The organism is Mycoplasma leonicaptivi ATCC 49890 (genome assembly GCF_000622205.1).
Lineage (GTDB): Bacteria > Bacillota_I > Bacilli_A > Mycoplasmatales > Metamycoplasmataceae > Mycoplasmopsis > Mycoplasmopsis leonicaptivi.
Genome location: NZ_KK211409.1, coordinates 47,148 through 67,816 on the forward strand (window position 1 = coordinate 47,148; position 20,669 = coordinate 67,816).

Here is a 20,669-nt window from a genome sequence, read left to right on the forward strand (position 1 = left end):
GGGGTTTTATGCATTATAGTGATCAGTATTTTATTAAATTAGCAAAAGAAGAAAATATTGAATATCTTTCAAGTTTAAAAGATATAAAACTACATTCATATAGATACAATGAACAAAAAGCAATAATAGAAATTAGTTTGGATTTAGATGATATTCCTGAAATAAATCAGTATTTTAAACTCTTACAAAAACTTAAAAGCGATAAATATTTAATAAAATTTAATATTAAAAACTATAATAATTCAAATCAGAGAATAAAAGATTTTATCGAAAAAATTATCAAAATATCATTTAATAAATTTTTTATTAATTTAAAAGAACTTTATGAAAAAAAAGAAATATTTATTTCTTATGATATTAATAAAGATAATTGATATTTAAACTTTAAAAATAAAGATTTAATTTATGATATAAAAAAAATATCAGATGTTATAAATAAAAGTCTACTAAAATATGGTTTTTTTAAAACAAAAATTGATGATAATTTTATAGAAATTAAATCTTTCGTTCCTTCTGGTCCTACAAAGGAAGAACTTCTTAAATTGCAAATTAATTATAAACAAGAAACAAAAACTAATACAGATTTTAAAAGAAATAATTTTAAATATAAGAATTCTGGGAATTATTCTGTTTTAGAAATAAATAAAATCAAAAAAATTTCTTTTGATGAAATAGACAATAAACCCATTAGTTTTAATGGAGAAATTTATAAATCAACAGAAGATAAAAGAGAAAATTATTCAATTTATAATTATTCTTTTACTAATAAATTAGATGCTATTTCTGGAACGAAATTTATACCAAAAGAACAAGAAGAAGAATTGTTTAAAAAAGGTGATTTAGTTAATGTAAAAGGTAGATTAAAAAAAATAAACAGAAACGGTAAAGAAAATATAAGTATTAAAATTGATTTGATTTCAAAACTTGAAAAAAAAGTAATTTTAAAAACTGATAAATTAGAAGAAAAAAGAGTAGAACTTAATATTAAATCAAAAATGAATACAATGGATAGTTTATTATCTATTGATGAAATTATTGAAACAGTAAAACAATATAATCATTCAAGTTTTGCAATAAGCGACATTGTTAGTACACAAGCGTTTCCGGAATTGTTTCATAAATTAAAAAAAGAAAAAATAAAACCTATTTATGGTGTATCTTTTAATGTTATAGATGAAAATAATAAAGTTTTTTTAAATTCTTATAATAATCAAAAATTACTCGAAACAGAATATGTTGTATTTGATATTGAAACAACAAATCTTTCAGCAAAAGTCGGTGAATTAATTGAATTTGGTGCTTGTATAGTGAAAAACGGGCAAATTATTAAAGAAGAACAGTTTTTTGTTAGAACAAAAAAACCAATTAGTAACTTTACTTCTGAATTAACAAATATAACTAATGAACAAATATTAAATCAAGGTATTGGTTTAAAAGATGCTCTTGATAGAATATACGACCTTTTAAATAATAGAGTTGCTGTTGCTCATAACGCAAATTTTGATATGAATTATATAATTCAAAAATTTTCAGAACTAAATAAAGATGAACCTAACACAACTTACATTGACACACTGATGCTTTCTCGTTTAATGTTTCCCGAAAACAAAAAACACGCTTTAAAAGATTTTTGTAAGAATTTAGATGTATTATATGATTCAGATGTTGCTCACCGTGCTGATTATGATGCAAACGTTCTTGCAAACGCTTTTATTAACGCAATAATAAAACTTGAAAAAATTAACATTTTAGACTTTGATGATTTATATAATTATTTACCGGAAAATAAAAATATGTTTTATTCAAGAATAAACGTATATAACAATCAAATAACAGTTTTAGCACTAAATCAAGAAGGATTAAAAGAATTGTTTAAATTAATATCTATTGCTTCAACACAAAGAATGTTTGGACAGACTTCTAAATTATTCTGAAGTGATATTCCTAAATCAAAAAATTTATTAATTGGTTCTGGTGGTATAAGAAGTGAACTAACAGAAGCTATGCTTTATTCATCTGATCAAAACATAAAAGAACTTATCAAAAAACTTGACTATATCGAAATTTCAAGACCTTCTGCATTTGAATATAAACTTACACCTGAAGGTTTTACAAAAGAAGATATTAATTATTTAATTAATGATTTAATTAAATTTTCTAAGCAACAAAATAAAATATGTGTTGCTGTTGGTGATGTTAGATTTAAAGATGAAGAAGATAAAATCTTTTATAAAACACTTATTTATTCAAAAGGAGTTGGTGGTTCAAGACATTTTGCTTATGATCATCGTAATTCGCATAATTTAAAAGTCCCTAATTTTAATTTTTTAACAACACAAGAAATGCTAGATGAATTTGGTTTTTTAAACGATGAAAAACTTATAAAAGAAATTGTTATAACAAATACAAATAAAATTGCAGATATGGTATCTGATAATATCGAAGTTATTAAAAAAGATTTATACACACCTAAATTTGATGATTCTAAAATAAAATTACCTGAATTAGTTTATAGGAATGCCAAAGAAATATATGGTGAACAAATACCTGAAATGATTCTTAAAAGAATCGAAGACGAATTAACACCAATTATTAAATACGGTTTTGATGTTATTTATTGAATATCGCATATTTTAGTTAAAAAATCTAATGATGATGGTTATGTTGTAGGTAGCCGTGGTTCAGTTGGTTCTTCTATAATAGCTTTTTTATCAGGTATTTCAGAAGTTAATCCGCTTCCACCGCATTATTTATGTAACAAATGTAAATATTTTGAAATTGTTGAAAATTGTAAAACAACATCTGGTTTTGATTTGGATGATAAAGATTGCCCAAGATGTAATATAAAACTTAAAAAAGATGGTCATACAATCCCATTTGAAACTTTCTTAGGGTTTAATGCAGACAAAGTTCCAGATATAGATTTAAACTTTTCGGGTGAGAATCAAGGAACAATTCATAATTATGTAAGAGATCTTTTTGGTGAACAACATTCGTTTAGAGCAGGAACTGTATCAACTATAAAAGAAAAAACAGCTTTTGGCTTTGTTAAAGCAGCTAATATTGATTATAATTGAGGATATTCTGATGATTTTATGGATTATTTATCCTCGAAGTTAATAGATATTAAAAGAACAACAGGACAACATCCTGGTGGTATTATAATTATTCCTAAAGAATATGATGTTGAAGATTTTACACCAGTAAACTTTCCATCAAATGATGAAGCTAGCGATTGAAAAACAACACATATTGATTTTGAAAAAATTCATGACAACGTCTTAAAACTTGATATTTTAGGTCACGTTAACCCTACTGCAATACGTATGCTTGAAAGATTAACAGGTTTAAATACAAATAAAGATATACCTGAAAAAGATGATAAACTTGTTTCAATATTTAGTTCTTGTCAAGCACTCGGTATTAATCCAGAAGATATTGGTGGAGAACCGACTGGAGCACTAGGTTTACCGGAGTTTGGGACAGACTTTGTTAGAAAAATGCTTTATGAAGCAAAACCAGAGAGTTTTGCTGATTTAACAGCCATATCTGGACTATCCCACGGAGAAGGTGTTTGATCGGGAAATGCTTATAATCTTGTTAAAGAGCAAGGTAAAAAACTAAGTGAAGTAATTTCTTGTCGTGATGATATTATGGTGTTTTTAATATCAAAAGGAGTACCTAAAAAAACTTCTTTTGATATAATGGAAAAAGTTCGTAAGGGTAAAGGTATGACTTCTGAAGAAGAAGAAATCTTAAAGAGTTATAATGTACCAATGTGAGCAATAGAAAGTATGCAAAAAATTAAGTATATGTTCCCAAAGGCACATGCTGTTGCTTATGTTATTATGGCTTGAAAAATAGGTTGATTTAAAATTTATAAACCACTTGAATACTATGCAACATTTTTTACAACAAGGTTATCTGAATTTGATTTAAATGTCATTGTTAATGATTTTAATGGTAAAAAAACAAATTTAAAAATACTTGAACTTTCAAATCAAAAAGATTTGAAAGTAAATGATAATGCATTATTAAATACATTAGAAATTACAAGAGAATTATATGCTAGAGGGTTTAAAATACTTAATATAGATATTGAAAAATCCCTTGCTAATGAGTGAAAAATAGATTATGATAAAAAAGCCTTAATTTCACCTTTTTCTGCTATAAAAGGCTTAGGTGAAGCAGTTGCTTCAAAAGTTATTAAAGCAAGAGATGAAAGACATTTTACAACAAAAGAAGACTTTAAATTAAGAAGTGGTTTAAATGTAACACAATACAAAATTATTGAAGAACTAGGTTGTTTGAATCATTTAGATGATACTGAACAAATGCAATTATTTAAAATTTAAGGAGAAAAATGAAAAAACCAAAAATAATTTTTGTTGACCTAGATGGTACAACATTAGATACACAAGAAATTCAATTTTGAAAAAGAAGCGTAACAGAATATACACAAAAAGTTGTTAAAGAATTACAAAAAACAATATCTGTTGTGATTTCAACTGGTAGAGGTGTAAGTGAAAGAACAATGAATATAGCGCGTTTATTAGGTTCTGAGTCTTACATAGCTTGAAATGGCGCTAAAACAGTTGATAATGGAGTTATTATTTCAGAAGAGTTTGCCGATAAAGAAGTTTCACAAGAACTATTTGATGAAATTGCCAAAAATAAATGTGTTGTTATTTATAATTCAGATACAAAAAATAAAACTTTTGCAAGTAATTGATTCTATAGATTTATAATGAAGAGAACAGGTGTTTTAGCTAAAAAATATTCAGAATACAAAAATGATTTTGATATGTATAAAGCTTTTGTTAGAGGTGTTTCTAAGAAAAAAATATTAAAACTTGAAAAAGAATGATCTAAAAAATTTGAAGGCAGATTAACAGTTACTTTAACCGGTGATAATAACAGTTTAGAAATCACAAGAGTAGGCGTATCAAAAGGAGATGCTGAAGTAAAATATTGTTTATTAAAAGGTATCGATCCAAAAGATGCTGTTCATTTCGGTGATTCAATGAACGATGCATCAACAAAAGGTAAAATTGGTAAATTAATTGCTATGCAAAATTCTGTTCAAGAATTAAAAGATATAGCAGATGATATTACACAATATACATGTGCTGAATCAGGTTTAGCTAAATATTTAGAAAAATATTTAGACTAAAAATTAAATTATTTAGTTTTAATTTTCTTAATATGAATATTTAATTTAAAATATTTATATTAAGAAAATTTTCTTTTATAAAAAACAGTGTTTAAACTTGAGGGAGTTAAATGACACCAGAACAAATAAAAAATAGCATTTTACAATATGCTATTCAAGGTAAATTAGTAGAACAAAGAGATGAAGAAGGATCTGCACAGGATCTATATGAGCAAATCCAAAAAGAAAAAGCAAAATTAATTAAAGAAGGTAAAATCAAAAAACAAAAAGATTTACTTGAAATTAAACCAGAAGAAATCCCCTTCGAAATACCAAAAACTTGAAAATGAGTGAGGTTAGGAAGGATTTCTCACATTTATAGAGGTTCATCACCAAGACCAATTAAGAACTATATCACATCTGAAAAAAATGGTGTAAATTGAATTAAAATAGGAGACACTGATAAAAATAAAAAATATATAGAAAAATCAAAAGAAAAAATAAATAAAAATGGTAAAGAACAAAGTAGATTTGTTGAAAAAGGTACACTTTTACTAACAAATTCTATGAGTTTTGGTCAAGCATATATTTTAAATATTGATGGGTGTATACATGATGGTTGGTTAGCTATTACAAAATATGAAAAATTACTATTAAAAGAATATTTATATTATGTTTTAAAATCAAACTTTATGTATTCTCAATTTATTAAAACAGTAAGTGGTTCTGTTGTTCAAAATTTAAGTACAGAAAAAGTAAATTTTGTTTTAATCCCCCTCCCACCATTCTTAGAACAAAAACGTATTGTAGATAAAATAGAAGAATTAATGTCTCTTGTAGAGGGATATTCAACATCATATAAAGAATTAGAATTAATTAACTCAAAATTTCCAAAAGATATTAAAAACAGCATTTTACAATATGCTATTCAAGGTAAATTAGTAGAACAAAGAGATGAAGAAGAACCTATTAAATTAAAACAGATAAAAAATAAGAAAACTGATGAGTTAGAATTTGATATCCCTAATAACTGAAAAACTGCTCATTTAGAATCTATAACACAGTCAATATCTATAAAAAAATATCAAGTTAAAACATCAGAATATCTTAAAAAAGGTAAATATCCAATTATAAGTCAATCAAAAGAATTTATTATCGGTTATAATAATGATCATTCAAAAGTGTTTAAAAACAATGATTCGGTTGTTGTTTTTGGTGATCACACATCAGAAATAAAATATATTGATTTTGATTTTATTGTAGGTGCGGATGGTGTAAAAATATTTAAAGCAAAAAAAGAATACATCAACACAAAATTTTTAAAAATAGTTTTAGAATTTTACTCCAATTCTTTAAGAAGTGTTTCAAAATACACAAGAAACTATAAATTTATAAAAAATAAACCAATCCCCTCCCACCATTCTCGGAACAAAAACGTATTGTAGATAAAATTGAACAACTAATGTCAATCATAGATTTTTACAATCAATCATATGATGAATTTAAAAACTAAAAAGGAAATTTTATGTTTGAAAAATTTAAAAAAGTATTAATACCAGAAGGTTCAAAAATTAGCAAAAGAGAAAATGCTTGATATGTTCAAATTGTGACTAAAAGAGAATATATTAAAGAAAAAGGATATTACAAAGAAACAAAATTAGCCGTTGGTAGAGTTGTAACACAAAACAATGAAGAAAAATATATGTATCCTAATATAAACTACTTTATCCATTTTAAAAATGGAAAAATAGAACTTAATGATTTAGCAAAAATTTAAACAATTATATTAAATAAAATAAGCTGAAAACTTACAAAACATTTTAAGACATATATTGTGTAAGTTTCCCAGTTACAGAAATAAAAAAACTTTTAGCACTATAATACAGTGTTAAAAGTTTTTAAATATAAAATTTACTTGTTACTTTTGAATAATTATTGTATAGAATTTATTTATAAGGGATTATATGTATATGTGTATGAAACACTTCTTGTCCTGCACTTCTCCCTGTGTTAATTTGTAATTTAAAACCAGTTTTATTATTTTTAGAAATTTCTTGATTTGCTAATTCTCTTGCTTTCTTTAAAGTGTAAAGAAAGATTTCTTCTGAATTTTGTAAAATATTTTCTTTTTCTTCTTTTGGTATAACAAGAAAGTGTCCTTCTTGAACCGGTTTTATATCATATATAGCAATAACTTTATCATCTTCATATAAAATATTTGCTGGAATTTCTTTATTTATAATTTTAGAAAAAATACTAAATGACATATTTAACACCTTCTAAAACTTTTTTAATTTTTTCATTATCAAGTTCTAGTTTAATTTTATAACCTAATTCTACAAAAGCGTTTTGAGCAGTTGTATACAATGAATCATCGAAATCGTATAACATTGCAGACAATTTTGTTAGGTTTTTACTAAAAACAGAATTTTTAAGTGTTAAATAAGTTTTGTTTATTTTAGGTGTTTCTTTTGCTTTTTCTTTATCAGGATTATCTACAAGTTCAGTAACTGAAAGAGGTAAGATTCTGTTATAAAAAGCAACATCTGTTTTACCATTAAATGATACATTTAATGAATTATCTAACAAAAGATCTTGTGTTTTTTGGTTAACATTTATTAATTTTTTATTATTTGGATCATAAAAACCAACTAATGAATCTGGCTGAGTAATTTGACGTAACTTGTCAATTGAATAATCAAGTTGTAAATCAAGTGATTTAATACCGTTATAACCGTTTAATGATAATAAATAAGATTTATCAAGGATGTTTAGATCAGTTGAAATAATCTTACTTGCAGCGCTTGTATCTTGTGTTAAATCTTGATAATCTTTAACACTTGCAATACTTCTAAAAGGTTTGGTATATATATCATCTGCGCTTGTATTTTTATATGATCATTCTTGAACAATTTTCTTTTGTATTAAATAATTTATAAGATTAAAGTTATTTATATCGTAATTATCTTTATTTAATGTATAAGCATCTTTATTAGTTATTTTAATATCTTTTTCATCACTCTGAGTTAAATATCTATAAACAATAAGATTTTTTTGTGTTATTGTTTTAATTGGTGAATTATCGATATTATATAAAATTTCAAATTGTTCTTTATTTGGTTTGACCATATTACCATCAAGAATGCTTTGAAGTTTAGAAAGATCAGAACTATTTATTTTTGCATTTGTTAAAAGTTCACTGATTTCTTTTTTAAGATAATTTGGATCTTTTTGAAATTTTGTTTCTAAAAAACTTTTGTAAATTTGATAAGAATCTTCTTTATACTGCTCTGATTCACTTAGTTCAGATTGATCAATTTTTAAATAAAGAGATTTTAATGAATTTTCAAGTCAAACATTTTCAGCAATATTTTTTATTTCTTGATTAGAAAAAAGAATTTCTTGTTTATTTTTTTCATCTGTATTAACTTGTCTTCCACAAGAAACAACTAATGAAACAGGTGCAATTAATGAAGTACCTAAAAATATTTTTTTGATTATATTTTTCACTATTTTCCTCCATTTGTTTTCATGTTGTTTCTAACTTCTTTTTCAAGAATTTCAAAAGCGTCTCCACCATCAAAATAATTTATTTGTTTTTGATTATCTTCACCCGAAATATAACCGATTTTAATTTTTCCGTTGTGACTAACAAAATTATAAATATTTCCAAGAGCAAATTTCTTGTTAACAAAATCTTGAATATTTTTTTGTGTTTCTATTTCATTTTTTAAATTTTGCCCCATTTTAATAGATAAAACATATTCTTTAATTTCTGATATTTCACTTGTTGTGAAGTTTTTATCCTCATTAAATTTATTTTTTTGTTCAGTTAAATAAGTTGAAAAACCTTCTTCGGATAAAAGTTCATTAAGTAAATCAATTTTATCTACATTTGAGTTATTCATTTTGCTTGCGATATTATAAAATGTTTGATTTCCCCTTGAAATATTTAATAAATCATCTTTTAATGCTTTTTCAAATAATTCAAAATTGTTTTTAAATGATTTAACTGAAACAAGATTTATACCTTTATCATTTAAAACTATTTTTTTATCTTTCATATCTTTAACATTAAAAATAAATGATGATCACACTTTTTCACCAATAGTTGTATTAAACTGTGAGTTATAGTTAGTTTTGATTAAATTATTAAATTGTTCATCACTTAAATTTTTAATCATTTTTTCTATCACAAGGTTAAGTTCTTCTATTTTAATAGCAAGTTTATTTAATTTAATTTTTTCTTCATCTTGACTATTTAAAATTTGTTTTGCTTCTTCTTCGAGTTTTTTAATTTTTTCTTCATTTTCTGTATCAATACCTACTGGTAAGGCAAAAAGTTTATCTAGGTCAATTTGAGGAAGTTTATTCTCTTCATTTTGGAATTGAGAGTTTAATATTGAACCAATAGTTATATCGTTATTGCTTTTAACTAAGTTAGCAAAAGTATTTAAACCTATGTTTCCTAGTGTTGAGCCTTTTGTCATTGTTAAAACATCTAAATATGCTTCATATGTAACTTTTGTTTCAAGGAACTGTTTTTCATTTTCGTTTTGCTTTGTGTTTAATCCATAATTTTCAATATCTTTAAAAGATTTAAAAATATCTATGTTTTTATTAAATGATATTTGATTGTCATCAGATTTTCTTACAGAATACTTCAACATATTTATAAATTTATCTTTTGCATTTTCTTTAGAAAAATCAAAAGCAAATTCAAGGTTTTCTTTTTGAATACCAGGTAAAACAATATTTGACAATTGATATAAATTATTATTATTAAAATATTGTTTTATTAATTTATCAGCATTTATATATTCTTTTATAAATGATTTTGTTCTTATAACTGTTGCTTTATTTTTGTTATTTGGATTTATAAAGTAGTTTTTACCTTCTTCATAAAATGGAAAAACACGATCACCAGAATTTGCCAATAACTGATCATTATTTGCTATGTTTATTTTTGCAGTTCTTGTTAAATCACTTGTGTCAACAGTTGTAATTTCAACTTCAAATCTTCTTTTAGCTATATTTTCAATATCACCAAAAACTAAAAAGTCTAATGCTTCTTGTTCAGTTGTGCTTTTTCCATATTCTTCTGATAAAAGTTTTTCTTTATAAACATTCTCTCAAGATTGAAAACCATAAGTTCTTTGATATGAAGACTTTAAATCATCAAGTTTTGATTGATTATTTTTCCGTATTTCTTCAATTGATTTTAATTCTAAATCTTTTTTAGGGCTTTCACCTTGTTCAAGAGAACCATTATAAAGAAGTTGATAATTCTTTGAACCCTTAACTTCTTGATCGTATAAATAAAAGATTGCTTTTCTGTATAAATCATCAATTTTATCATTTACAGATTTTTGTTTATCATTTACACTTTTTTCAAGTTGATTAACCAAAAAGTTATTTAAACTCTTTTCAAAAGAAAAAACAGTTTTATCTCCTTCAACAGGTTTAACATAATCAACTTTATTAACACTAATTCCTAGAGGTATTGATATTCCAAGAATAATAGCTAATGATAAACCACCCAAAACACCAATATTAATTCAATTTCTTTTTTTCTTACCTTTTAAAATTTTATTTTTTGATTCAAAATTATCGTTTTCATTAGATAAACGTTCAAAAAACGATTGTTTCCTTTTTGCCATATTTCTCCTTTAGGGACTTTTATACACAATATATAATTATATTTTAATATAATTATATCAAAATAATATTTTTATAAGGTTTTATAAATGTTAATTTTTATTATAATTTAGTTATGAAACTTAGTGAAAAGTATTCTATTTTAGTGTGATTTGATAAATTAGCTCATGATCAAAAGATTGTGTACTCTTTATTTTCTACAACAATTCAATCTAATCACATTAATACTAATTTTAATTATTTTGAAGTTGTTATAAAACTGTCTGATTTTTTAAAAATAAACTCATTAGAAGACATAAAAATTGAGCGAGAAGCAGATTTTTCCAATGATAATCCACTACCATTTATAAGGAAAGAAGATCAAAAAATATATTTAAATCTTTTAATAGAATCAACCTTTAAACAAAGTAAAAGTTCCAAAATAAATAATATGTTAAAAAAAATAAATTTAAGAAAAACTACTGAAATTTATCCTTTATTAAATAATTTAGTATCGTTTGCACCTGATGTTTGATCATTGATATATTTTGATAAAAAAGAATGCTCTTTAAAAATAGAAACACTGACTAATCTTAATCCTAATTATTATGAGGTTTTAGAATTATCAGATGATTTAAAATTTCCTTATATAAAACAATTTAAAAATTATTAGTTTATAACTTTTTTAACAAAATTACTTTAATACTTAAATATAGTACTAAAAGTAATTTTTGATTTATTTTTAGCTATTACATTTTTAATTTGTATAAAAGTAGCTATTAAAAAAACACCTTATTAAAGGCGTTTTTTAGATAATAAAAATTTATGGAAAAAGTTTTTTATTTTTCTAAAATAAAAAAAAGAAGCAGCTTCCTATTTTCACCGTTAGGCTATCGTCGGCGTTAAGAGGCTTAACTACTGAGTTCGGAATGGTATCAGGTGATCACTCTTGCTATTGCTACTTACGGAATATATTATAGCACATAATAAAAAAAACAAAATAAAAAAGAGTTTTTTTTAACTCTTTTTCATTAGTTTTGTTGAATATTTTTGTTTAAATCATTTTGTTTTCTTCAATTTGTGGATTGCAAGAACCTGGAATATTTGTCATAAACCACCAAACAATCAATAAACTTGAACACCAACACTAAACATAATTGTTATACCTGTGAACACTAACATAAATATTTTTTGTGTTTTTTCAGATTTTTTAAGTGCCTGTGCTTCTGTAACAGTCATTGTAATTTTATTCTTTTTACGTTGTAGTAATTGTGGTAATAACTGTGAGAAAAGTTGTACTAATATTGTAACAACAAGTATTCATAAATAAATTCACTCACCTGATAAAACTTTACTAAATGATTGGCTGGCAAAATTTAACCCTAATCATTCAGTTGCTTTAATATAAGGTGAAGACTGAATAGCCCTTCACATAGAGAAGAATATAGGCATAGAAACTAATACACCAGCAAAAGAATCCATAGGATTTATATTATATTTTGCGTATAAAGCCTGAATCTCTTGATTTTTCTTCATTTTCATTGCTTTATTTTTTTCGAAACCAATATATTTTGCTTCAATAGCAGCTTTTTTACTTTTTAAACTTTCTTGTACGGACTGCATCATTGTTGATTTAAATGTTATTGCAAGAGAAATTAATCTTGTTACAATAACTGCAATAATAATAGCAATAATTGTTCCTCAACCTGCCCATTCTGGCAACGCTTTTTTAAGACCATTTACCATTTTAGAAATAGGGTAAACCATTAAACCAAAGAAATGTCCGTATCCTCATGCTTGTTTTCATGTATGTATCGCCGAGAAAGGATTATCAGAAGCGTTTGTTAAGTTTATTTTTAGTTGTTTTGTATTGATATTATTGTTATCAACAATTATTCTACCATCGTATTTTGCAGGATCATCTAATCTAAATAAAGAATTTGTAACACTTTGTTGATCTTTATTTCTTTTACTTAGAAAACCAAGAGAAATTAATCAATCAAAAATTGTTTCTTGATATATAGTTATCAATCTATATTCAACTTGTGAAATTTCAACAGAAGTATTATTTGATTCAGCTTCTTTAATTTTTGTATTTAAATCTTTAATATAATCTGAAAAAGAATTTCATTCTTTATTTGTTTCTTGGTTAAGAGATTTTACAAAATCACTTTCTTTACCAAATGAATAATTGAAAAATGTTTGAAGTACATCACGAGCAAAAGCAGCGTTAGCTAAATTAATAGCTTCTTTTTCTTTATCAGGATTATTTTTAAGAATTTCTAAACTAAAAGGTTCTATTTTACTTACAATATCTAAACCTGATGATTTTTTTATAACAAATTTTGATTCGTCTGTTATAAAAAGTTTTTTAGAATCATTTTCAAGAGTTTTTAATTCTAAATATTTTGCATCAGAATTTTGTAAAAATGAAATTAGATAAATATCTGTAATATCATTAATGTATTCATAAGTTTTAGAGTTTTCAACTCTTAAAAGTAAATTATCATTCTTTCTTATTAAGTTATAGTTATCTGAAACCTTTTGGTCATATCCAAGTTGTGTTAATTTTTCTGGATTGATATTTTTTAAACTAAAAGAACTTACATAAACTTTAGCTTCTGATATTGAACCACCAGTTCTATCAATTTGTTTATGTGCTCCTTCAAGAGTTTTTTCGTCATTTACAAGAACGTTAACATCTTTATTTGGTTTTAATACATCCAAAACAATTTCTTTTTTATTTTCAGTTGCATTACCTTCTTTATCAAGAATGTTAAGGTCTTCTTTTATTTTATTTGATTCAAGAGTGTTAACATAAGGTGAAATTTCTTCTTTGTTATTATAAAATTCTACCCCACTACCAACATAGTTTGAATTTTTAATTACAAAAGACTGAACACACCCTGTCATTGTGAGAGAAAAAACAAAAAGATAAAAAATAATTTTGGTGATTTTTCAAATTTTCTTTAAAAAATCTTTTCTTTTTGCTTCTGGATTGTTTTTATCTGTAAAATAACTAAAATTATTATTTTTTTTCATAATTCCTAAATTTATTAAAAAGCGAATGTGTATTTATTTTTTTTGTTAAAAAATCACTTTCGCAAAAATCTTTTCTTACAATTAAAACAAAGTGGTATTTTAAATCATAAACACCGTATTCATGTAAAATTGCTTTAAGTTGTCTTTTGTTTCGATTACGACCAACAGCATTTTCAAATTTTTTAGGTACAGTAATACCAATTTTAAATTCTTGTGATTTTTTAAAATAAAGTATTAGATGTTTGTTAGCAAGATAATTTTTGCTATCAATAATTTTTTGAAAATCCCATTTTTTTTGTAATCTATATATTTTTTTCATAGAATTTAATTAATTATTTATCAGAAACTGTTAATCTTTTTCTACCCTTAGCTCTTCTTGCTGCTAAAACTTTTCTCCCATTAGCAGTTTTCATTCTTGCTCTGAACCCGTGAACTTTTGCATGTTTACGTTTATTAGGTTGATATGTTCTTTTGCTCATTTTTCCTCCTTTTGATTTATTTATTTTATTATATAAGCGTGTTTATATTATACCATTAAAGAAAAAATCGAATCTTTAAAATTTTAAACCAAAAAATTTGCTATTTTTCCTCAATTTCAAGAGCTTTAGGAAGTGTTGTTAACAAGTCTTTTCTAATATTTATAGAAGAATTTCAAGTATCCATTTGCTCAAGATTTTGGATCAACAATCTTAGATGGCTATCCATAATTTTTCTTAAATTTTCTTCCATATTTTCTGTTAATTTTCTTTGTTTTTCAAGTGCTGACTTAATCCCCTCAAGATTAGAGTTAAAATCTTTTAATTTTTTAGCTATTTTAACACTTCATTCTTGATTAAATTCATCAATTAGTCTTTCTTTTTCAAAATAGTTATTAACACCAATTTTGGCTTGATGTTCTTTTAAAATAACAAATTTTAAAAGGTTAATCAAGTTTCATAAAACATTAATTCTTACTACAAAAATGTTTTCAAAACCAGAAGGATTTTCTATAAAAATTTCTCTTTGAGGTTCTAATTCAGTAACCAAAATGGCAAATCTTGCATTATTGTTTTTACGATCTTTTTCAAGTTTAGCATAATGATCTGAATTTTTTGTTGAACCTGTTTTAGATTGTATTGATTTTGCTTCAATAATAATAGATTCAATGATATTTTTATTATTATCTAAAAAGTTTATAAAAAAGTCGGGCATCGACCCTTGTATTTCTTTTGTTGTTTTACCTCATGATACATTATCTGAAAAATTAAAACCATTTTTTAATATTTCACTAATATCATCTTCAAAAATATTACCCTGAACTTTTGTGCTTAATCTCATTGTTGCTTTAATACCATCAAGTTCACCAGAAAGTCTATCAATTTCACTTTTCTTTTCTTCAAGTTGATTTTTAAGTTCAGTAAAAAGAACTTTATTAGTTTGTAATTCACTTTCTTTTTTTACAAGTTGTTCTTTAAATTGATTTTCAAATCTTGTTTTAAAAAGTTCTAAATCAACATCGTATTTTTGTTTTAATTCTACTTTTGAACTTTCTAACTTATCATTAAGTTCTTTATTTTTATTTTTTAAATTAGTTATATCTAAATCTTTTTTATGTATTTCATTTTTATTGTTTAATTCAAATTCTTTTTCAAGATTTAATTTTCTTTCTTTAAAAATTGCTTCTGCTTTATTTTGAACCTTTTGTTCAAAATCGCTCATAATTTTTGCTTTTTCTACATCAACCAAAAGTTTAATTTTACTCTCTTGTTCTTTTTTAATTTTTTCTTTAATTTGTTCAGCAATTTTAATTTGTAACTGGTCTGTTGCAGATATGATGTTAGAATCATTTTGGTTTATTAAATCTCTTAAAGAAAAATAATCACCTTTTACAGAATCTTCTTTTATTTCGAATTCTAAATTTTCTATATTTTTTAATTCAATTTTTATTTTTTTTGCCATAAAGTCCCCCAAATTTAAATAGATATTTATAGACAGAATTATATTTTTTTTTTTAATATTCAAAATTAAAGTAAAATATTCTTAAATGAATAGCACAGATAAAAAAAGTGATTCATTTTTTAATTTAAATGATTTTTTATTAGATTTAGAGCAAGTTATTTTAGAAGAAAATAATACACTTTTAGATGATATAAAATGAACTCACAAACTAGTTAAAAAAAGTTACCTAAAAGAACAAAAAAAGGAATTTTTTCACCAAATTTCCCTTGAACTTAATCAAACTAAAAATGATTTAAATACATTAGAGCAAGATTTTATTTCTTTAAAAATAAATGACTTAAAACTTAAAACAAATACAATGGATAATTACGAGTTTAATGAACATCATTTTGATTCTTTATTATCAGAAATAAAAAATCAAAATGAATTAATTGAAAATAATGAATCTTTTGATAAAACAACAAAGTTAATTAATAATTAGTATAAAAGGGGCAAAAATGAAGGTTAATATTGCAATAGATGGTCCAAGTGGTGTTGGTAAATCAACGGTTTCTAAAGAAATAGCAAAAAGACTAAAATATACATTTATCAATAGTGGAAGCGTATATAGAGCAATTGCTAAAAATGTAATTGATAAAGGTATAGATACAAGAGATGTTGAAGGGGTTTTAAAAACACTTGAAACAGGAATGATTAAACTTTATGAAGATGACAAAATAGAACTTCATGGAGTTGATATTTCTCACCAGATAAGAGCAGACTATATATCGCAAATAACACCAAATATTGCAAAAATTCAAGAAGTTAGAGAATATGTTGTTGATTTTATACAACATATGACAAAAAAAAGAAAAGGTTATATCATTGATGGACGTGATACAACTTTTAAAATAATGCCTCACGCGGAAGTTAAAATCTTTCTTTGGGCTGATCCTGAAGAAAGAGCCACAAGACGTATGTTACAAAACCAAGAACTTGGTTATAACACAAGCTATAATGAAGTCTTATACGATGTTAAAAAAAGAGATGAACAAGATATGAACCGTGAAGTTGATCCATTACATAAAACAGAGGATTCTGTTTATATTGATTGCACTAACTTATCAATAGAAGAAGTTATTCAAAGAATTATTTCTATTGTAGACTCAAAACTTATAAAGGAGTAAAATGCGTAATACAGTAGCAATTATCGGAAAACCAAATGTTGGTAAAAGTACTCTTTTTAACAGAATTATAGGTAAAAAAGTTTCAATTGTTTATGATCAACCAGGTGTAACAAGAGATAGACTTTATGAAAGAATAACTTGAACAGGTCATGAAATAAAATTAATTGATACTGGTGGTATTGAAATAGAAAATAAGCCTTTTCAAGAGCAAATTCAAATTCAAGCAAAAATTGCAATTGAAGAAGCAGATGTAATTGTTTTAATTTTTGATGGAACTAATGAAATATCTAATGATGAATTATTTATAATGAACTTATTAAGAAAAAGTGGTAAACCTATAATAGCAGCTGCTAATAAACTTGAATCAAATCAAAATTTTGATTATGGATGATATAGACTAGGAGTTGATAAAATTTTTCCTATTTCTGCTTTACACGGTGAAGGAATTGGTGAAGTTTTAGATGAGTGTTTAAAATATTTAAATTTTGATGAAGAAGAAAAGAACGATTTATTTAATTTAGCAATTATCGGAAAACCAAATGCAGGTAAAAGTTCTTTATTAAATAATTTAACAAAAGAGTATAGGTCAATTGTATCTAAAATTGCAGGAACAACAAGGGATTCTGTTTCATCAGAAGTAACTATAAATCAAAGAAAATATAATGTTATAGATACCGCGGGTATAACAAAGAAATCTAAACTTGTAGAAAGTGTTGATCACTATGCTTTAATGCGTGCTATGAATTCGTTATCTGAAGCAGATTTATCTTTAATTGTAATTGACGCAACACAACCAGAAGTATCACATTTCGATTCACGTATTATAGGATATGCTTTGGATAATAATAAACCTATTATTATGATAATTAATAAATGAGATTTAGTCGAAAAAGAAACAAATACTATGGCAGATTTTGAAAAAAAATTAAGAAACAAGTTTCATTTTGTACCATGGGTTCCCTTTGTTTTTATTTCTGCTAAATATAATCAAAGAATTCATACTTTAATAAATACTTTAAGTGAAGTTAGAGATAATTTAGAAAGAGATATTAAACCATCACTTTTATCTAATTTAATTTTAGAAACACAAATGATACAGCCAGCTCAACCTTATAATGGTGGTAGATTAAATATTTATTATGTAAGAAAAGAGTTAGCAAAGATTCCTACATTTACTTTTTTTGTTAATAATAAGAAATTTTTACACTTTTCATATCAAAGATTTTTAGAAAATCAGTTAAGAAGTACTTTTAATTTTAAAGGTTGTCCATTACAACTTAATTTTAAAAATAAGAATGGATTAGAATAATATGCATAAAACACAAGAAATAATAAAAATAAGCAAAGATGAATGACTTAAAATCCAAAATTTAGCTTTAAAAACCTTAGAACAAAACAAGCAAAACATTAATCAAGAAACAATTTTAAAAACAGCTTCTGACATTTTTATAGAAGAAAAAAAAGCAGAATTGTTTAGAAAAAATCAAAAAGAATTAGTGAATTTTAAATTTTACTTTTTACCAAAATTTAAAATTACAAAAATGTCGGTTGAAGAAATTGATGTAGAAGCAGAATCTTTTTTCTTTGAAAAAAAAGACATAGAAAACATTGATTTTATGAAATATATCAAGGATATTAAATTTCAAATTATTGATAATTACCAAACAACAGTTGATACTTTTCTAATGACTTATATTAAGAATTATCCGTTTAAAAAACCTAGAAAAAATGGAGAATTAATCCAAGAAAATGATATTGTAACATTTGAAATTACAGCAGATAACAAACCTAAACTTACAAAAACATTAGTTGCAAACTCTAATGCTAGTAAGGATGCTTTCGAGAATTTTGTAATAAATCAAAAAGTCGGAGAAACATTTACTAAATCTCTTGAAACACCAGAAGGGAAAATAAACGTTAATATTAATCCTATTAACGTTCAATCACAACACTTTGCAGATATAACTGATGAAAACTGCAAAGAATTAGGAATTGAAGAAATAAAAAACCTGAAAGATGTTAAAGAATATATTAAAAAAACAATAATGATTCAAATTATTTCAGATTCACTTGTAAGTTTTGGTTCAAAAATTATTGATAATTTATCAAAAGATGAAAGAGATTTATCATTTTCACAAGAATTTATCGATGCAGAATTAAGTAATTTTAATTTTGATAACAATTTTGTAGGTGACAAAATTGAAACAGCAATACAAGGTTTAAAATCATATTTATGAACTAATTATTTAACTGTTTTGAACGATATTAAAGTGACAAAAGAAGATTTACAACAAGAATACGAAATTGTTTCAAGAGCCGTTGGTGCAAATAATGATGAAAGATTTGCAGATCCAAGATTTTTAGGACAAGCTGTTTTTTATAAAAAAATAGCAAAAATTTATGGTAAACTAATTCAACCAGAATTTTTGGAAAAATTCAAAGATTATATTTAGGAGAAAAATGCAAGAAATTAAAGAATTAAAACTATTGCAAGCAAACTTACAAGTTTTTTATCAAAAACTAAGTAACATTCACTGGAACATTTCGGGATTAGAATTTTTTGAAATGCATGAAGAAGTCGATAAACTAAGAGAAGAAGTTTTAAGTTTTATTGATGAAGTGGCTGAAAAAGTTCTTATGAAAGAATCATTAGCATTAGGTAGTTTTAAAGAACTTTTAGAATTATCAAACATTAAAGAATTGTCATCGCAAGATTTTAAATATCAAAAAGCAACAGAAATCATTACTTCTGATTTAAAAACTATTTTAAATCAAGTAGAAGAATTTGAATGATCAAAAAGAGTACAACCAATTATGGATGAAATATTATTATCATTAGATAAATGATTATGACAATTTTCTAAGTTAGTTAAGTAGACTTTTTATTTTCAAATAAAATATAAACAAAAACAAAAGCTAAAATATTTTGCTTTTGTTTTTAATTAATGATCTTAGCTGTTTTCCTTAGGTGGAAGTGAAACATGATTTTGTTCTTTGTTCCATAAATCAAAAATGTTATTGTTGTGTGATAAATCTTTTTCTGTAAAGTAATTTATATAATCAAAACCATATAAAGGCGAAAATCAAAATTAGACCATAGGCTAATGAGATTTCCTTCTTTACCTGTATCTATGAAGTTTTTTATTCCCACCCTAATTATTATTAGACATCTGAACTAGGTGGTAAAAAAGATTTATATTGATCATTATATCATTGCTTAAAAATACTCTCATTACTTAATAAGTCATTTTCTGATATCTTAAATGATTCTGAAGTTATTAAATATTTATCATATTTGTATTTATTATATTTTGTTATTACATCAAAATAATATTCGATATCTTTTTGAGAAAAATAATTTTCATAATCGAGTCCATACTTAAGTTTTTTATAATCAATACCAGACACATAAAAAATTTCTTTTGCGGAAGCGTAGATTATTTTGTGTAAATTCTCTTAATAGCAAATATTTAATTTAAAATATTTATATTAGGAGAATTTTTTTATGAAAAAGAAAACAGAATTTAATCTTGATACAGAAAGACTATTTAATGAATATAAACCAAAAACAATCGAAGATGTTCAAGAGATACTTAAAAAACAAACAAAAGATTTAATTGAGAAAATTTTACAAGAAGAAATGAAAAATTATCTTGGTTATGATAGATATGAACACGAAAAAGCTATAAAGGATAATTATAGAAATGGTTCATATGATAAAAAAGTTAGATCTC

19 protein-coding genes and 1 rRNA gene are annotated in these 20,669 nt (G+C 24.4%); 11 read left to right on the top strand and 9 right to left on the bottom strand.

Features of this window, described 5'->3' with window-relative positions:
- The first annotated feature begins 8 nt into the window (after window positions 1-8).
- The 4 genes from BU00_RS0103830 (at window position 9) to BU00_RS0103845 (ending at window position 6,929) form a co-directional block, all read left to right on the top strand.
- The gene (locus tag BU00_RS0103830) at window positions 9-4,355 is read left to right on the top strand and encodes a PolC-type DNA polymerase III (RefSeq protein WP_027121533.1); all 4,347 of its coding nucleotides are present in this window, start codon (window positions 9-11) and stop codon (window positions 4,353-4,355) included.
- 8 nt (window positions 4,356-4,363) lie between these two features.
- Entirely contained in the window at window positions 4,364-5,173 is an 810-nt protein-coding gene (locus BU00_RS0103835) for an HAD-IIB family hydrolase (RefSeq protein ID WP_027121534.1), read from the top strand.
- A gap of 110 nt (window positions 5,174-5,283) precedes the next feature.
- The gene (locus tag BU00_RS04800) at window positions 5,284-6,597 is read left to right on the top strand and encodes a restriction endonuclease subunit S (protein ID WP_084477554.1); all 1,314 of its coding nucleotides are present in this window, start codon (window positions 5,284-5,286) and stop codon (window positions 6,595-6,597) included.
- A gap of 80 nt (window positions 6,598-6,677) precedes the next feature.
- The gene (locus BU00_RS0103845; protein WP_027121535.1) at window positions 6,678-6,929 is read left to right on the top strand and encodes a hypothetical protein; all 252 of its coding nucleotides are present in this window, start codon (window positions 6,678-6,680) and stop codon (window positions 6,927-6,929) included.
- A 169-nt stretch (window positions 6,930-7,098) separates the two neighbouring features.
- On the opposite strand, the gene hinT is transcribed toward BU00_RS0103845, so the two are convergent.
- The 3 genes from hinT to BU00_RS04805 are packed head-to-tail and all read right to left on the bottom strand — an operon-like array spanning window position 7,099 to window position 10,812.
- On the bottom strand, window positions 7,099-7,419 hold the full coding sequence (hinT, locus tag BU00_RS0103850; RefSeq protein ID WP_027121536.1) for a histidine triad protein HinT: 321 nt from the start codon (window positions 7,417-7,419) through the stop codon (window positions 7,099-7,101).
- Window positions 7,409-8,662: a HinT-interacting membrane complex lipoprotein P60 gene (locus BU00_RS0103855; RefSeq protein ID WP_027121537.1), complete on the bottom strand. Its 1,254-nt coding sequence runs from the start codon at window positions 8,660-8,662 to the stop codon at window positions 7,409-7,411. The genes hinT and BU00_RS0103855 overlap by 11 nt, the downstream gene beginning before the upstream one ends.
- Entirely contained in the window at window positions 8,662-10,812 is a 2,151-nt protein-coding gene (locus BU00_RS04805) for a HinT-interacting membrane complex protein P80 (protein WP_051521872.1), read from the bottom strand. The genes BU00_RS0103855 and BU00_RS04805 overlap by 1 nt, the downstream gene beginning before the upstream one ends.
- 113 nt (window positions 10,813-10,925) lie before the next feature.
- On the opposite strand from BU00_RS04805, the gene BU00_RS0103865 reads away from it, so the two are divergent.
- Window positions 10,926-11,462, top strand: a complete 537-nt coding sequence (locus tag BU00_RS0103865; protein WP_027121538.1) for a hypothetical protein — start codon at window positions 10,926-10,928, stop codon at window positions 11,460-11,462.
- 187 nt (window positions 11,463-11,649) lie between these two features.
- Here the strand turns inward: BU00_RS0103865 and rrf are convergent.
- The 5 genes from rrf to BU00_RS0103890 form a co-directional block, all read right to left on the bottom strand.
- Window positions 11,650-11,755: ribosomal RNA gene (rrf, locus tag BU00_RS0103870) — 5S ribosomal RNA — on the bottom strand.
- Window positions 11,756-11,806: 51 nt separating this feature from the next.
- Window positions 11,807-13,831 (bottom strand): membrane protein insertase YidC, encoded by a 2,025-nt coding sequence (gene yidC, locus BU00_RS0103875; RefSeq protein ID WP_245579612.1) that lies wholly within the window; start codon window positions 13,829-13,831, stop codon window positions 11,807-11,809.
- Complete coding sequence (gene rnpA / locus BU00_RS0103880) at window positions 13,818-14,150, bottom strand: ribonuclease P protein component (RefSeq protein WP_027121540.1); 333 nt, start codon at window positions 14,148-14,150, stop codon at window positions 13,818-13,820. The genes yidC and rnpA overlap by 14 nt, the downstream gene beginning before the upstream one ends.
- Window positions 14,151-14,163: 13 nt before the next feature.
- Window positions 14,164-14,310, bottom strand: coding sequence for a 50S ribosomal protein L34 (gene rpmH, locus BU00_RS0103885; protein WP_004794083.1), 147 nt, complete (start codon window positions 14,308-14,310; stop codon window positions 14,164-14,166).
- A gap of 100 nt (window positions 14,311-14,410) precedes the next feature.
- The gene (locus BU00_RS0103890) at window positions 14,411-15,769 is read right to left on the bottom strand and encodes a DUF2130 domain-containing protein (RefSeq protein WP_027121541.1); all 1,359 of its coding nucleotides are present in this window, start codon (window positions 15,767-15,769) and stop codon (window positions 14,411-14,413) included.
- Window positions 15,770-15,854: 85 nt separating this feature from the next.
- On the opposite strand from BU00_RS0103890, the gene BU00_RS0103895 reads away from it, so the two are divergent.
- Genes BU00_RS0103895 through BU00_RS0103915 form a run of 5 tightly spaced genes read left to right on the top strand, consistent with a single transcriptional unit; the run spans window position 15,855 to window position 19,812 of the window.
- Window positions 15,855-16,250, top strand: a complete 396-nt coding sequence (locus BU00_RS0103895) for a hypothetical protein (RefSeq protein ID WP_027121542.1) — start codon at window positions 15,855-15,857, stop codon at window positions 16,248-16,250.
- A gap of 16 nt (window positions 16,251-16,266) precedes the next feature.
- Complete coding sequence (gene cmk / locus BU00_RS0103900; RefSeq protein ID WP_027121543.1) at window positions 16,267-16,935, top strand: (d)CMP kinase; 669 nt, start codon at window positions 16,267-16,269, stop codon at window positions 16,933-16,935.
- A gap of 1 nt (window position 16,936) precedes the next feature.
- Window positions 16,937-18,244 (top strand): ribosome biogenesis GTPase Der, encoded by a 1,308-nt coding sequence (gene der, locus BU00_RS0103905; protein ID WP_027121544.1) that lies wholly within the window; start codon window positions 16,937-16,939, stop codon window positions 18,242-18,244.
- Window position 18,245: 1 nt separating this feature from the next.
- Entirely contained in the window at window positions 18,246-19,388 is a 1,143-nt protein-coding gene (locus BU00_RS0103910; RefSeq protein WP_027121545.1) for a trigger factor-related chaperone, read from the top strand.
- A 7-nt stretch (window positions 19,389-19,395) separates the two neighbouring features.
- The gene (locus BU00_RS0103915) at window positions 19,396-19,812 is read left to right on the top strand and encodes a Dps family protein (RefSeq protein ID WP_027121546.1); all 417 of its coding nucleotides are present in this window, start codon (window positions 19,396-19,398) and stop codon (window positions 19,810-19,812) included.
- A gap of 285 nt (window positions 19,813-20,097) precedes the next feature.
- Here BU00_RS0103915 and BU00_RS0103920 read toward each other — a convergent pair whose 3' ends face one another.
- Window positions 20,098-20,343, bottom strand: coding sequence for a hypothetical protein (locus BU00_RS0103920; protein ID WP_027121547.1), 246 nt, complete (start codon window positions 20,341-20,343; stop codon window positions 20,098-20,100).
- Between the two features lie 97 nt (window positions 20,344-20,440).
- Here BU00_RS0103920 and BU00_RS0103925 point away from each other — a divergent pair.
- On the top strand, window positions 20,441-20,669 hold a 229-nt coding region (locus tag BU00_RS0103925), incomplete at its 3' end, for a transposase (protein ID WP_027121548.1).